At 62.5% G+C, this 15,318-nt stretch carries 11 protein-coding genes; 7 read left to right on the forward strand and 4 right to left on the reverse strand.

What is annotated here, in order from left to right:
• The first annotated feature begins 19 nt into the window (after nt 1-19).
• From gyrB to HY962_08795, 7 genes are all read left to right on the forward strand, one after another.
• The gene (gene gyrB, locus HY962_08765; protein ID MBI5647014.1) at nt 20-2,002 is read left to right on the forward strand and encodes a DNA topoisomerase (ATP-hydrolyzing) subunit B; all 1,983 of its coding nucleotides are present in this window, start codon (nt 20-22) and stop codon (nt 2,000-2,002) included.
• 76 nt (nt 2,003-2,078) lie between these two features.
• Nucleotides 2,079-3,329 carry a PAS domain S-box protein gene (locus tag HY962_08770; GenBank protein ID MBI5647015.1) on the forward strand — a complete coding sequence of 417 codons (1,251 nt, stop codon included), beginning with the start codon at nt 2,079-2,081 and terminating at the stop codon, nt 3,327-3,329.
• A complete protein-coding gene (locus tag HY962_08775) occupies nt 3,326-4,696 on the forward strand; it encodes a sigma-54-dependent Fis family transcriptional regulator (protein MBI5647016.1) in 1,371 nt (456 codons plus the stop codon). The genes HY962_08770 and HY962_08775 overlap by 4 nt, the downstream gene beginning before the upstream one ends.
• Nucleotides 4,693-6,057, forward strand: coding sequence for a GWxTD domain-containing protein (locus tag HY962_08780; protein ID MBI5647017.1), 1,365 nt, complete (start codon nt 4,693-4,695; stop codon nt 6,055-6,057). Before HY962_08775 ends, HY962_08780 begins: the two co-directional genes overlap by 4 nt.
• Nucleotides 6,058-6,165: 108 nt before the next feature.
• On the forward strand, nt 6,166-7,179 hold the full coding sequence (gene pdxA, locus HY962_08785; GenBank protein ID MBI5647018.1) for a 4-hydroxythreonine-4-phosphate dehydrogenase PdxA: 1,014 nt from the start codon (nt 6,166-6,168) through the stop codon (nt 7,177-7,179).
• Nucleotides 7,176-7,832 (forward strand): ATP-binding cassette domain-containing protein, encoded by a 657-nt coding sequence (locus HY962_08790; GenBank protein ID MBI5647019.1) that lies wholly within the window; start codon nt 7,176-7,178, stop codon nt 7,830-7,832. Before pdxA ends, HY962_08790 begins: the two co-directional genes overlap by 4 nt.
• Nucleotides 7,833-8,079: 247 nt before the next feature.
• Nucleotides 8,080-9,810, forward strand: coding sequence for a DEDD exonuclease domain-containing protein (locus tag HY962_08795; protein ID MBI5647020.1), 1,731 nt, complete (start codon nt 8,080-8,082; stop codon nt 9,808-9,810).
• 62 nt (nt 9,811-9,872) lie between these two features.
• On the opposite strand, the gene HY962_08800 is transcribed toward HY962_08795, so the two are convergent.
• The 4 genes from HY962_08800 to HY962_08815 form a co-directional block, all read right to left on the reverse strand.
• Nucleotides 9,873-11,507, reverse strand: coding sequence for a BamA/TamA family outer membrane protein (locus HY962_08800; protein ID MBI5647021.1), 1,635 nt, complete (start codon nt 11,505-11,507; stop codon nt 9,873-9,875).
• A 126-nt stretch (nt 11,508-11,633) separates the two neighbouring features.
• Nucleotides 11,634-12,461 carry a hypothetical protein gene (locus HY962_08805; GenBank protein MBI5647022.1) on the reverse strand — a complete coding sequence of 276 codons (828 nt, stop codon included), beginning with the start codon at nt 12,459-12,461 and terminating at the stop codon, nt 11,634-11,636.
• Nucleotides 12,462-12,479: 18 nt separating this feature from the next.
• Entirely contained in the window at nt 12,480-13,355 is an 876-nt protein-coding gene (locus tag HY962_08810; protein MBI5647023.1) for a hypothetical protein, read from the reverse strand.
• Nucleotides 13,356-13,498: 143 nt separating this feature from the next.
• Complete coding sequence (locus HY962_08815; GenBank protein MBI5647024.1) at nt 13,499-15,256, reverse strand: amidohydrolase; 1,758 nt, start codon at nt 15,254-15,256, stop codon at nt 13,499-13,501.
• Nucleotides 15,257-15,318 lie beyond the last annotated feature (62 nt).

A 15,318-nucleotide genomic window follows, 5' to 3' on the forward strand; every position in this document is an offset into this window, starting at 1 on the left:
CCATCAGCACAGAGATATCATGACCAACGACATCGCAGCCACAACAGAGTATTCAGAAAGCAGCATCAAGGTTCTGGAAGGATTGGAGGCCGTGCGCAAGCGGCCCGCCATGTACATCGGCGACGTGAGCCAGCGCGGATTGCACCACCTCGTGAACGAGGTTGTCGACAACTCGATCGACGAAGCCCTCGCCGGGTACTGCGACACGATCAGCATCACCCTAAACAAGGACGGCTCGTGCACCGTGTCCGACAACGGCCGTGGCATTCCCACCGGACCGCACCCCGTGAAAAAAGTCAGCACCCTGCAGGTCGTCATGTGTATGCTGCATGCCGGCGGTAAATTCGACAAGCAGACCTACAAGGTGTCGGGCGGATTGCACGGTGTCGGCGTGTCGGTCGTGAACGCCCTGTCGGAATGGCTCGAGGTCGAGGTGCAGCGCGACGGACAGGTATTCACGCAGACCTACGCGCGCGGCATTCCCACCAGTGAAGTGCGCGCGACAGGCAAGGCCCGCCGCACCGGCACCACAACCACCTTCCTGCCCGACGGCGAGATTTTCAAAATGCGGGACTTCCGATTCGACGTGCTCGAGGAGCGCCTGCGCGAACTCGCGTATCTCAACAAGGGCATCAAGATCACCCTTCGCGACGACCGCAACGGCGAGGAGGAGACGTACTTCTTCAAGGGCGGGCTGCGCGATTTTGTCAAATACATCGACGCGAACCGCACCAGTCTCATGAAGGAACCGATCTACATCGAGGGCGAGCGCGACAACACGCCCGTGGAACTTGCACTGCAGTACAACGATTCGTACACCGAAAACATCTACACCTACGTCAACAACATCAACACGCACGAGGGCGGCACGCATCTCATCGGATTCAAGACCGCGCTTACGCGGTCGATGAACAACTACGCCTACAAGAACAACCTGCTCAAGGAAGGCGCGAAGATCACGATCTCGGGCGACGACTTCCGCGAGGGACTCACGGCGGTGCTCAGCGTGAAGGTAGCCGAACCCCAGTTCGAAGGGCAGACAAAAACGAAGCTCGGCAACAGCGAAACAAAGAGCGCCGTCGAGACGGTGATCGGAGAACAGCTCGCCATGCATCTCGAGCAGAATCCCGGCATCGCCCGGCGCATCATCGACACGGCCCTGCGCGCCGCCGAGGCGCGCGAGGCCGCGCGCAAGGCGCGCGACCTGACCCGCAGGAAGAACGCGCTCGAATCGCTGAGCCTGCCGGGGAAACTCGCCGACTGCTCGATCACCGATCCCGAGCATTGCGAAGTGTATCTCGTCGAGGGTGATTCCGCGGGTGGTTCGGCAAAACAGGGCCGCGACCGCCGCTTCCAGGCGATACTTCCGCTCAAGGGAAAAATCCTCAACGTGGAAAAGGCGCGCCTGCATAAAATCCTCGAGAACGAGGAGATCAACGCGATGGTCTCGGCCATCGGCGTGGGCATCGGGAACGGCGACGACTTCGATCTCAGCGGACTGCGCTACGGGAAAATCATCATCATGACCGACGCCGACGTCGACGGCAGCCATATCCGCACACTGCTCCTGACGTTTTTCTTCCGTTACATGCGCGACCTGCTCGACGCCGGCCGCGTCTTCATCGCCCAGCCGCCGCTGTACAAGCTGAAAAAAGGCCGCATGGAGCGCTACGCCTTCGATGACGAGGAGCGCGACGAAATCATCAAGGTTCTCCGCGGCGCGCGCGACGACGAAACCTCGACCGCCGAAGAAGCGACGGAGGAAGTCGCGACACGCAAGGACGGCATCGTGATCTCGCGCTTCAAGGGTCTTGGCGAAATGAACCCCGAGCAACTGTGGCAGACGACGATGAATCCCGAAACCCGCACACTCATGCAGGTGACGATGGAGAACGCCGCGGAGGCCGACCGCCTGTTCTCGATCCTCATGGGCGACGCGGTGGAACCGCGCCGGCAGTTCATCGAAAAGCACGCAAAATACGTCCGCAACCTCGACGTGTAACTCTTTTTTTCCGTCGCGTGTTGTAACGGAAAACGCGCCCTCCGCGCGGAACCCCACACCCTGAGAGCATCGCCCCGTGGAATCGCGACTCCATTCACTTCTGCACGATTACTTCCTCGACATGGATGCCCGCATCGCGCGCATCCTCGGCGACACGACGCTCAGCGACGAGCAGAAGTCGGCGCTGCGCGAGGTTGTGACCGACGCGGTGACGGAGACGATCGCCTTCGTGAAAAAGGGCAAGACTGTGCACGAACGATTCGTGCAGCATGTGGTGATGCACGCGGTGGACGCGATCATCGGCGTCGAAAATGGCGAACGCATCTTCTTCTGGAACCGCGGCGCGGAGGCCACATTTGGCTACACGCAGGATGAGGTTCTCGACCGCACGGTCGAATTCCTCTGGCCCGCCGACGCGCGGCGGAACGAAAACGCGCTGCTGCGCGAGCGCATTCTGCGGGACGGATTTGTGCGCGACCATCACACCCAGCTCGTGACGCGCGACGGGCGCGCTGTGATGGCGAGCATGTCGGTGACGCTGCTGCGCGACGAGGCCGACGAGATACTCGGCACCATCGCCATCATCCGCGACATGACCGAAATGCGGCAGCTCGAGCGCCAGGTGATTCAGAACGAGAAGCTCGCGCTGCTCGGGCAGATCGCCGCCGGCATCGCGCACGAGATGGGCACCCCGCTCAACATCATCTCGGGCGTTGCCGAGGTGCTGCTGCTCGACAGGCCCGCCGGACATTCCGAGCGCGAGGACCTCGAGACGATCATCGGCCAGACCGACCGCATCGCGAACCTGATCCGCGAACTGCTCGCCTTTGCGCGTCCGCAACCACTGCGTTTCGAACGCATCGAGATGGGCCTTGAACTGCTGCGCGCAGTCTCGCTGCTGCGCGGCAAGGCCGAGAAACTTGACGTCGCGATCACCGTGGACGTTCCGGCCGGGCTGCCCCAGCTTCGCGCGGATCCGCACCACATGCAGCAGGTGTTTCTGAACCTGCTCGTGAACGCGATAGACGCCCTGGCGACTGTCGAGGACGGCCGCGCGCGGCGGATCGGCATTGAGGCGCGGTCCGACGAAAAGGAGATCCGCATCCGTATATCCGATACAGGCCCGGGCATGAAACCCGAACTGCTCGCCCGTGTGTTCGATCCCTTTGTCACGACGAAGGACGTGGGGAAGGGCACGGGGCTCGGCCTCGCTGTGTGCCGCCGCATCGTCGAGGAGCACGGGGGAAGCATCACGGCCGAATCGACACCCGGCGAGGGATCGGTGTTCACCGTCGTGTTCGCCCTGCGGAGGTTGGAGGAGACATGACGCCCGCAGTGCCCGTCGCGATCGTCGACGACGACCAGGAGATGCTCCGCGTACTCGAGCGCTACCTCCAGCGCCACGGCATCGCAGTCGACACGTTCTCCGACCCGCGCACGGCCCTGACGCATTTCGGGGAGACGGTGTATGGCGTCGTGATCACCGACGTGCAGATGCCCGGCATGAGCGGCCTGGAACTTTTCGGACACATACGCCAGCAGATGCCCGAGGCCGTGGTGATCATGATCACCGGCTTCGGTTCCGTCACCGCGGCCGTGCAGGCGATGAAGGAGGGGGCGTTCGATTACATCAGCAAACCCTTCAACTACGACGAGTTTCTGGTGGTTCTGCAGAAGGCGGTCCGTCAGCATCTCCTGCAGCGCGAGGTGGAGGTGTTGCGTGAAAGGGTGCAGCGCCGGTACTCCTTCGGGAACATCATCGGACACAGCGACGCGATGCGCCAGGTGTTCGACGTGATCGGCCGCGTGGCGCACACGCGTACCAACGTGCTCGTGACAGGCGAATCCGGCACGGGGAAGGAACTGATCGCGCGCGCGATCCATCATGGCGGTGCGCGCAAGGACGCGCCGTTTGTCGCGATCAACTGCGGCGCGCTGCCCGAGACGCTGCTCGAGAGCGAGCTTTTTGGTCACGAGAAAGGCGCCTACACCGGCGCGGTGACGCGCGAGGCGGGTCTGCTCGCGAGTGCCGACAGCGGAACGATATTCCTCGACGAAGTGGCCGACATGCCCATGCACATGCAGGCGAAATTTCTGCGCGTGCTCGAGGACTGGGAGGTGCGTCCCGTGGGCGGGAACGCGACACGAAAGATCGACGTCCGCGTGATCTCGTCGTCGAAGACCGACCTCGGCGACATCGTGGCGCACGGCGATTTTCGCGAGGACCTGTTCTACCGCCTCAATGTTGTGACCATCGACATTCCCCCGCTGCGAGAGCGCATGGAGGACGTGCCGATGCTCATCGATCACGCCCTCGTTCGCCTTGCGGCCGATCAGGGGCGCGAGACGCCCGTCATCGAGCGCGACGCGCTCGAGGCGCTGCTCCGGCACACCTGGCCCGGCAATGTGCGCGAACTCGAACACGTACTCGAGCGCGCGCTCATTCTCGCGCGCGGTCCGCGCATGACGCTCGACGATCTTCCGCCGTACGTGCGCGAGCACGGCGGCACGGCGGCGCGGCGCGCGGGCGAGGCCTGCCCCGTCGACACGACACTCGAGGACATGGAGCGGCAGCACATTCTGCGCGTGCTCGCGCACGTCGAATGGAAACGTTCGCTGGCCGCGGAAATACTCGGCATCAACCGCCGCACCTTGTACAGAAAAATCCAGCAATACCGCATCGAGGAACCATGAAACACGCATCGACAATCACGCAACTGCGCGTATGGTGCCTCGCGGCGGCCCTGATCCTCGCGGCAGACGGACGGGCGCAGGCACTGCGCTTTTCCCCGACCCCCGCGGCCCCGGCCGCACCCGCCTACGGCGATCTTATCGCGGTGGAACTGCACCAGTTTCCCGCTCCCGCCGGACACTGCCGCATCGACGCGTTTGTGCGTGTGACGCACGATTATATCGTATTCCAGCGCGTGCCCGAGCGGGCGGGCGATTCGCTGTTCGCCGGACGGCTCGAGGTGTCGTATGAACTGCTCGATGCACAGGGCGGGACTGTCGCCACGGCGCACGACCGGGCCACCGTCGAGGCGCGAAGTTATCTCGCGACAAATTCGCGGGACGAATTCGCGCTCATGCACCGGAGTTTCCGCTGCGATCCAGGCGTCTACACCCTGGCCATCACCGTCGGCGACGGCACCTCGACGCGCGAACGCGTGCTGCGCCAGCATCTCACGGTCAAAAAATTCGGACAGGAAGGTCCGGTAATCAGTTCCATCATTCCGCTCTCGTGGTCCGATCAGGACGCGCAGACCCCTTCGGTGGCGGTGTTCGGACGTAGCGTCCCCTTCGCGCGGCCGTCGCGGATTGCGGTCGCGGGTGTCGCCTCTCCCGAGGCGAAATGGACCTTCACGATGTCTCGCGCCGCGACGCCCGGATCGCCCAGTGCCGTGATCTGGGAATACGCGACCCAGCCCGTCGCGGTGCTCAAGGGCGCCACGGTGGTCGACAGCGCGGGACTGGCGGCATCGTTTCCGCTGCTGGAAACGACAGCAACAGATGCCTCGCTGTTTGTGTTTGCACTGCCCACCGACACGCTCGATCCGGGCATGTACCGCCTCTCCGCGCGCGCGACCGACGAGGACCGCGTCGACACCGTATCCAGCGGCCTCCGTGTGTACTGGAAGGACATGCCTCTCTCGATACAGGATCCGCAATTCGCGCTGCTCGTCATGCGGCACATTCTGACGGAAGAGGAAACCGAGGATCTCGAGAGCGGTCCCGAAGAGGAACTCATGCAGCGTATCCTTGATTGGTGGCGGAAGAAAGATCCGACCCCGGGCACCGCGATCAACGAATTGCTTGTGGAATACTTCCGCCGCGTGGATGAGGCGTATTACGCGTATCAGACACTCTCCGCCCCCAACGGCGCGCTGACCGACAGGGGAAAGATCTACATCCTGTACGGTCCGCCGGGGGATGTACAGCGTGTGCTCGCGCCGGATTCTCCCGCCGAGGAGACCTGGGAGTATCCCGATTTGCGGCGCACCTTCATTTTCATCGATCGCCAGAAGAACGGCAACTACAAACTCGCGTCACAATAGCGAACGGCGGCGGTTTCATCTCGACCGCGCGCGACGTAGATTTCGTCCCATCCCCTCTCACCCTCGGCGCGCCATGTGCCGCCGTTGATCCGTATCACACACGAACGCATGAAACCAGTCATCGCTATCTCGCTTGGCGACGTCAATGGCGTCGGGCCCGAAGTCATACTCAAGGCCTTTGTCCGCTCCGATCTCTTCACCCAGTGCCGCCCGGTGGTTTATGGTCCGGCCGAGTGTATGGAGTGGCGTGAATCGCGCCTGGGCACGGGACTTGAATTTTCGCGCATCACATCGTTGGAAGAGGCCCGCGAGGGGGGCATTTCGCTGTTCGACACAGGCGGCGTCTTTGATCCGTCGCAGATCGGCCGCGCGACCGCGGAGGCGGGCGCGCACGCGATACGTGCGATCGAAGCCGCATATGCGGCAGTACGCGACGGCGGCGCCGAGGCACTGGTCACCGCGCCGGTCTCGAAGGAGGCGATAGCGCTTGCCGGCAGTCCGTACAAGGGCCACACCGACATGCTGGCCGCGATGGCGGGTGCGGCCAACCGCGTGATCATGATACTGCGGAGCAATACGCTTACCGTGGGTCTGGTGACCATTCACGTGCCCTTGCGCGAGGTCGCGCCGCTGGTGACACACGAACGCGTGCTGCGCACCATCGAGGCCGGCCGTTCCGCGCTCGAGACGGATTTCGGCGTGCAGCGTCCTCGGCTCGCGGTGCTCGCGCTGAATCCGCACGCGGGCGACGGCGGCGCCATCGGCGGCGAGGAGATCGAGGCCATCGTGCCTGCGATCGCGGAGGCACGGGCGGCGGGCATCGCCGTTGAAGGACCCTTTCCCGCGGACGGCTTTTTCTCCGCGCACAACCGCGATCTCTTCGACATGGTCGTTGCCATGTACCACGATCAGGGACTCATTCCGTTCAAGCTGCAGGCGCGGGGGCGGGGAGTCAACGTCAGTTCCGGTCTGCCCATCGTCCGCACATCGCCCGATCACGGCACCGCGTACAACATCGCGGGGCAGGGCATCGCGAGCGCCGACAGTATGCGAGAGGCGATACTCGCGGCGCGAACCATCGCGGTTAATCGCGGCATCGCCTCTGCGGGCGCGAGTCGATGATAGAATTCCACAACGTCCGTCTCACCTTCAGCGCGCAGGTCGTGCTCGAGAGGGCGAACCTTCTGATTTCGGAAGGAGAGTTCGTGTACATCATCGGTGAGACCGGCGTCGGGAAAAGCTCCTTTCTGCGACTCATATACATGGACGTGCTGCCGTCCTTCGGCCGCGTGCGCGTGGGCGGATACGATTCGTCCGCGCTGCGGAGGCAGCAGATTCCCTTTCTGCGGCGGAGCATCGGCATCGTGTTTCAGGACTACCGGCTGCTCGAGGACCGCACCGTCGCCGAAAATGTCGCCTTCGCGCTGCACGTCACGGGCGCAAAACGACAGATGATCGGGCCGCGCGTGCACAAGGTGCTTTCGGAGGTCGGGCTCTCGTCGAAGGAGCATGCCATGCCTTCCGACCTGTCCGGCGGCGAGAAGCAACGCGTGGCCATCGCGCGTGCGCTGGTGAACGATCCCGTGATTCTTCTCGCGGACGAACCCACGGGTAATCTCGATCCCGTCGCATCCCGCGACATCCTTGCCATCTTCGATCGCATCAACAAGCGTGGCACCGCCTGCATCATTGCCACGCACGACTACGGTCTGCTCGTCCAACGTCCCGGCCGTGTCATCAAGATTCAGAATCGGAATTTTTATGATGTGGTGTGATAAGTAGATGGTAGATGAGTAGATGGTAGATAGTAGACACCAAGCGTTACATTCCTCCAGATAGTTATTTCGGTCCCCAGTCCCCAGTCCCTCGTCCCCAGTCCCCAGTCCCTCGTCCCCAGTCCCCAGTCCCTCGTCCCCAGTCCCCAGTCCCTCGTCCCCAGTCCCTCGTCCCTCGTCCCCAGTCTCCAATCCCAACTCCCGATTCCTAACTCCTAAATCCTAATTCCCAACTCCTCACTCCACCATGCGACCGCCGCTTCATGCCTTGCAGATTCCCGATGCGGAATTCGTCGTATGCGACGTTGAGACGACGGGCTTGAGTCCGGACCACAACAGGATGACGGAAATCGCGCTCGTCCGTGTGGCGGAGGGACGGGTGGTGGAGAAGTACCAGACGCTGATCAATCCCAGGCAGTTCATTCCACCGTTCATCACGGAACTGACGGGCATTACCAACGAGATGGTCTACTCCGCTCCCGATGCGGACGAGGTGCTGCCGGCCATACGCGCATTCATCGGCGACGCAGTCTTTGTCGGACACAATGCGCGTTTCGACTTTTCCTTCGTCGACGCCGCGCTGCGGCGCGCGGGGCTCGCGCCTTTGGAGAACGCGGTGTTGTGCACGGCGCGCCTCGCGCGGCGCCTCGTTCCCGCGCTGGCGAAGAAGAATCTCGGCTCCATCGCGCGCCATCTCGGCATCAGCAATCCCCGCGCGCACCGCGCCTCGGGTGACGCGGAAACGACCGCCCGCATCCTGCTGCACTTCGCCGGCATGGTGTCGGAGGAACACGACGTGGCTGATCTGGGCGACCTGCTCTCGTTCCAGAACAAACCGGTGTATCGGGTCACCACACCGCCGAAAAACTTCCTGAAACTGCAGCCGGCCCTGGCGGCCCTGCCGCATGAACCCGGCATCTATTTCTTCCACGACGCGCGCGGTCACATCATCTACATCGGCAAGGCGCGGGATCTGTCGGACCGCGTGCACTCGTATTTCCGCTATAATGTCGGGCACAGCGAAAAGGTCCTCAAACTCGCGCGCGCGGTGGCGTCCATCACCTGGAAAACCACCGACACCGAACTGTCGGCGCTGCTCGCCGAGGCGCGGGCCATACGCCAGCATCAGCCGCGCTTCAACGCGCTGCTTAAAAGTGCGCGCGCGTATCCGTTCATCCGCATCGATTGCGCCGACACGTTCCCGACGATCTCCTGGACCTACGACATGGAGGACGACGGCGCCGACTATTACGGACCCTTCAGCTCGCGCTTCGCCGTCGAACGCGCACTCGAGGTGATCGATCGCATCTTCCTCATTCGCGAATGCGACGGACGCATCACGCCCCGCGATACCGCAACCCCGTGCCTGTACTACGACATCAAACGCTGCGGCGCGCCCTGCGCTTCACTGCAGTCTGCCGAGGAGTACGCCGAGGAGGTGCAGCGCGTGCGACAGTTCCTCCGCGGTCGGCACGACTCGGTGCTCAACGGGTTGCGGGCGGCGATGGAGTCGCGTGCCGAGGCGCTCGACTTCGAAGGAGCGGCGTCGGTGCGCGACCGTCTGCGCGATCTCGAACGTATCGTGCGGCAGCAGCGTGTCATGGCGCGCTCGGTCCGTTATCAGAATCTGGTGATCGTCACTCTCGCACGTCGCACCTTCGTGGAGGTGCACTGCATGAAATCCGGCATGCTCGTGGCGCAGGAACTGCTGGATCAGCGCGCGTGCACGCGGCAGAATGTGCGCACGTTGCTGTCGGAGTCCTTCTTCAGCGGCCAGAACGAACTGTTCCTCGGCGGGAAGGAAGACATCGCGGAGATGCGCATCATCGCCTCATGGTGCCTCACGCGGCGTGATGAGTCCGTCGTGATCGAGGCCGACGATCATCAGACACGCGATGCGCTGATCGACGCGGTGTACGCGGCGGTGCGCGGGCTGGGCAGGGACGAGGCGCCGGCACGCTTCGCGGAAAGGGCGTAATATCGTCCGAAAAAAAAGGCCGGGGAAAACCCGGCCTCCGTGCTCGTAGTACGGCAGGTGTGTCAGAACGGGCGCGAGAAGCGCAGCACAAAACGTGCATCCTCTGAGAAGGCCGTCTTGACCATCGGCCACGCGACACCGATGCGGAAATTGCCGTCGGCATTGCCGATCGCGACGCCGAAGTCGCTCTTCCACTGGCGGCTCAGGAACGTGTCGCTGAAGGATGCGTCGAGCAGTCCCGTGCGGAAATCCGCCGCGCCCGACACCAGGGCCGCGTCGCTGACCACGCCCGCGTCCGCAAAGAGAATGAGGTTGATGCTCGTCACGGCACGCGCAACCCAATCGCTCGATTCCTCGAACAGGGTGTTGCGGAAGATGAGCTCGGCATTGACGATCGCCGCATTGGTGCCGCCGAATTCCTTGAAACGATATCCGGGAAGCGTCCCGAGGCCGCCAAGTTCCACGGCTCTCTGCACGGGCACATCGCCGTCGCTCAACACGATGCGGCCGCGTACGTTCAGATTCAGAAAATCGCGCAGCGGCTGATAGCGGCGCACGTCGATTGTCACCTGCGTAAATTCGTAATCGCCCTTTGTCGCGCCGCCCGCCATCTCGTACGCCGCCGTGGCCGTCCAGCCGTGCGCCGACGAGGAGGTGGGTGTGGTGGTGCTCGCCGAGACGTTGAAGATCAGCGAGTTGATATTACCCCTGTTTATCCACGGCTGCGGACGGAACACTTTGTCGCCGCCGAACAGCGACCAGTTGGTGTACCGGCGGAGGTTGTCGTAAGTGTCGTGCAGGTAGGCCGCCGATGCGCGGAGATTCAGACTCTCGGGTCCTTTATATGCCCATGACGCCGAGACCGAGAAGCCCTCGCGGTTGAAATAGTCCATAAAATCCTCGCGCGCGAAAAACGCCATGCCGGTGTTCTCCTCCAGATCCACCGCCCACTGATCCTTCGAATCGGTCACCGAATGGCCTTCGCCGCCGAAGTCCACGATCATGTTGTCGAAGTAGAACGGGAGATAGAGTCCGAGCGAATACCGCCAGCGGTGATTCGCGAAGCCGTAGCCCAGCGAGCCTGAACCGACCAGATGCGGCTGGCTGTGCCAGTACAGGCGCTTGGGTTTCGCGAGCCCGATGTATACTCCATCGACGCGATTATAGCGGAAGATGGTCTCTGCGAAGCCCGTGGCGAGCGGGAAGGGAATGGTGAAGGCGCCCGGGATCTTGCGGTACAGGTCGGGTTTGAACGAGAACTGGTCCTCGTCGTCATCGACGTTTCCGTCGGCGAGCGTCCAGTCTTCACCGAACTCGAAATCGCCTTCATCCCACATTTCCTCGTCCTCCGCGTCGTCGAGTTCGGCGACGGTGTCGCCCGCGTCGATGCGCGCCTGGAGTTTGGCCAGTTTCTTCTCGAGCGATTTCACGCGGCGTTCCGTATCGGCGAGCCGTTCGCGGGCCTCGTCATTGTCACCGCTTTCCAACTGACGTTTGATGTCGGACAACTGCTGTGTGAGTGTCTGCAGCTCGGCGCTGAGCCGCTGCTGCTCGGCCTTCAGGTCGACGGTTTTTTTCACGGAGTCCGATGCAGCGACCGGAGCCTCGCCCTGCGCCGCGTGTACGGGCGCCGCCGTCGCGGCGGCAGCCGCGAAGGACAGGAAGAGGAGAGACAGTGCGATGGAGCGGAGTGTCATGGTGTACCTCGATCGTGATGATACAGGAAGCTGCCCGAACGTCGGCGCACGGATAATACGGCCGAACCATCGATCATACGCACGGCGGGGGAGTTTGTTGCTCCCCCGCGCGCGCTGTTCATATTTCTAGTCCGGTATGTACTCGGTTTTCCTGGTCGTTGAAATGGCGATGTTCACCTTCATCGAACCACCGCCGACCTGCGAGATCGTCTGCTCGCCCTTTTCGGTCATGTTCAGTGTAATGAGGAGGCCCTCCGCCTGATCATACAGAAGCGAACCCTCGCCGTTCTCCTCGCCGGTCATGGCCAGGTCGTTATCGCCGCGAACCATGCGGCCTTCCGAGTTCTTGACGGTCTTCACGGCTATCTCGGTGCAGGAGCGGCCGTTGAGATCCTTCGTGCCCTTGTTCTCGAAGATCGACTTGCGCGTGAGCATCGTGGTGTTGTCGCCCTCGCCCAGGGTGTCGATCTTGTTGCGTTCCCAGGTTTTTTCGGACGCGAGTTTCTCGGCGTCGAGAGGCACCATGATGCCCATCATTTCGGCGACGATCTGCGAACTGGGATCCTCGGGGAATTCCACGGTGGTGTCGCGGTCGAGCACCTTGCCATTGGATGCGATCGTGTATTTGAATTCGCGATCCTTGAGCGCCTCACCGAAGGTCTGTGTACCTTCCTGCGACTCCATGAGGAGCAGGCACGATTCGATTTTCATGGTGATGTCCATGTCGCCGTTCTCGCGCCTGGCTGTCATGGTGTACACCGCGCTCCCGGTACCCTCCATGCTCATGTTCATGGTGTTGCCCATCATCTCCTGAATCACGTCGCGCTTGTACTCGAGGAGGTACTTGTAGGGTTTTCCCTGTTTGAATTTGTAAATGGCGTTCTGCGCGGACGCAAGAGGCGCGCAGGCAACGAGGGCCGCGAGCACGAGCATCGCGAGTGACGGGCGTTTCATGAGTTCTCCGGTGATTGGTTAAGAAGGTAGATAGATCAGTGTCGTTTCTGTGGTGGACGAGGAGGGCAGCACTTCGGATTCCTGTTCGAACACGGCCACGGTCGACTGTTTGCGCGTGCGCAGTGTAAACCGGACGGGCAGTCCGTCGGAAACACGGACGTACAGAGTGCCGTCGACGGTGGTTTCGTCTTCGGTGAACCGCTCGCTCGACGAGAACAGCGCCTTGCCTTCCGCGCTGACAGTGCCGCTCCATGTAAGTTTTATACATTCGCGGCCATGCAGCTTTACCAGAGAATCCACGTGGTAGTTCGTCTGGGCCTGCGTGTAGCGGAGCCCCGTTCCTTCGCCAAGTGTCGGATCTTTGTACCGTGGCCGGGCAGTGTCGCTGACTGAATCGGTCCATGTATCGCCGACAGACAACGTCCGTGCCGGCAGGGAGGGGAATACCATGGCGCGACGGGCGAACGTGCCCGGATTCACCGGGATAGGGGATCCCTGCACCTCGAGCGGGGCAAGCGGTTCGGCGCGCAACAGGGCACCCTTCCGGCTCAGGGTCAAACGCACAGGACGACGCGTCAATACGTTGTCGAAGTCCACTCCGGGGGACTGACTCACCGCGCGGTCGGTCACGAGCGCAGTATCCTGCACTACAGTAAGAACCAGTTGTTCCGGCGAGGATTTCTCGACGCGAATGGTCAGGAACGACTCGACGGATTTGTTCATCTCCGTCAGGAGCCCTTTCATCGTGTGGGCCATGCCGGTTGTATTCTCCAGCCTCTTGTACTTGATCGTCGTTCCTTCGGCGAGTTGATATGTCAGCTCGCGTTTCTGCGCGACGGCGCCGAGTGTCAGGACGGCGCACATGAGGAGGAGAGGGGTGACACGAATGGACATACAGGGACTCATACTATTTCGAATACAACCATGCAAGATACGAAAGAGCAGGGATTCCGGGAGGGGAAAAATAGGGACCAGTGTGCGGCAGCACTGGAGCGTGATGCCGCACCGTCCTAGGGGATATGCCTTCGCGCAACGCGCTACCTGGGCGTGTTCTCCGCGCGCTCATAGACCCGCTCACCACCCACGTACGTCCGTTCGACAGTGGTCTTCAGCAGGTCCTCCGCGGGGGTGTTGCTGATATCGTTGCTGAGCACAATGAAGTCGGCACGTTTGCCCTCTTCGAGACTGCCCAATTCCCCGTCGACTCCTGCGGCCCTGGCTGCCCAGATCGTGTAGGCGCGGATCGCTTCGGAGCGCGTGAGTTTCTGCGCGCCATACCATCCGTCCTGGTATTGTTCGGCGCGCGGAGAAGATGCGCCTCCACGGTTGAAGCGCGTTTCAATATCGTGAGCCGATGCCGGGATGCCATCGGGTGATTGGCGTGTGCATGCGGCATGGATGCCCAACAGGGGATTCGGGTCCTCGACCGGACAGTCGCTTCCAGCGGGTATCCATGCGCCCGCATCGATGAGCGCTCGCCAGGCGTAGGCGCCGCGCACCCGGTCGGGACCGACACGACTCTCGGCCCAGTACATGTCGCTCGTGCAGTGGATGGGCTGCATGCTCGGGATGATACCCAGTCGTGCAAAACGCGGGATATCGTCATCCGCAATCACCTGTGCATGTTCGACGCGTAACGCATGCATCGGGCGCCCGGCTTCCGCGAGTGCGCGCTCGTACGCGTCGAGGGTGAGGCGGTTCCCTCCGTCACCGATGGCATGGACGCACACCTGCAATCCTGCCCGGATTGCGCGGACGGTCTCGAAGTGTATGGTGTCGATGTTTGTGATGGCGATGCCGCGGTTGCCCGGATCGTCGCTGTAATCGGCGAGCAGCAGCGCGCCGCGCGAGCCGAGCGCGCCGTCGGCGTAGAGCTTCAGTCCGGCGAGTGTCAGTCGCCCGTCGCCCAGCATCATGCGGCCTTCCGCGAGCAATTTTTCCCACGCGTTGCCACGGCCATCTATATATCCCACAAGACGGAAGGGGAAATCGTCGCGGGTGATCAGGAGCTGCAGCGCGTCGATCTGTTCTGCTGATAGGCCCATATCGTGCATGCCGGCGATGCCCAGCGTGTGACAGCGCCGCATGCCGTCGCGGTACAGCGCCGCCATCGCCTCGCGGTCGGGCAGGGGGATGCGGCCGCGAACAAGATCCACCGCGTTGTCGAGCAGCAGTCCCGAGGGTTCACCGTCGGGATCGTGCAGGATGCGTCCGCCGGGCGGATCGGGTGTGCTGCGCGTGATGCCCGCGGCGCCGAGGGCGGCGCTGTTCACCCATGCCGCGTGACCGTCGACGCGCGAGAGGAATACGGGATGGTTCGGCACAGCAAGATCGAGGTCGCGCCTGTGCGGGAATTGTTTGTCGGCCCACAGATTCTGATCCCAGCCGCGGCCACGTATCCAAGCGCCGGACGTGAGTTGCGCGGCGCGGTCGCGAACGCGCGACACGGCCAGTTCTTTGGATGAGAGGCCATGCAGACGCAGGATTGTATGTTCCTCCGCAAATCCGAACAGGTGGCCGTGCGCGTCGGTGAAGGCGGGGAAAACGTGTTGGCCCCCGAGATCCACGCGCGGCGCGGACGCGTATTCCGCGGGAAGCGATTTCTCCGGGCCGATGAACAGGATGCGTCCGCCGCCCACAATCATCGCCGTGGCGGTGGAATTTGCGGGATCGATGGTATGAAAGGTCGCGTTGACGAAAAGGACGCCGGGCGAATCCTGAGCGTGCGCGGGGACGGCGAGTGTCATAAGAATCAGGAGTACTATGGCGGGGGAATGGCGAAGCGTGGTGTCCATGCTACAAAATCCGATAATGTTGACGCGAAATGTACCGGCATGGCGTTTGGATTGCAATGTGG

Source organism: Ignavibacteriota bacterium, from assembly GCA_016218045.1.
Classification (GTDB): Bacteria; Bacteroidota; Ignavibacteria; order SZUA-365; family SZUA-365; genus JACRFB01.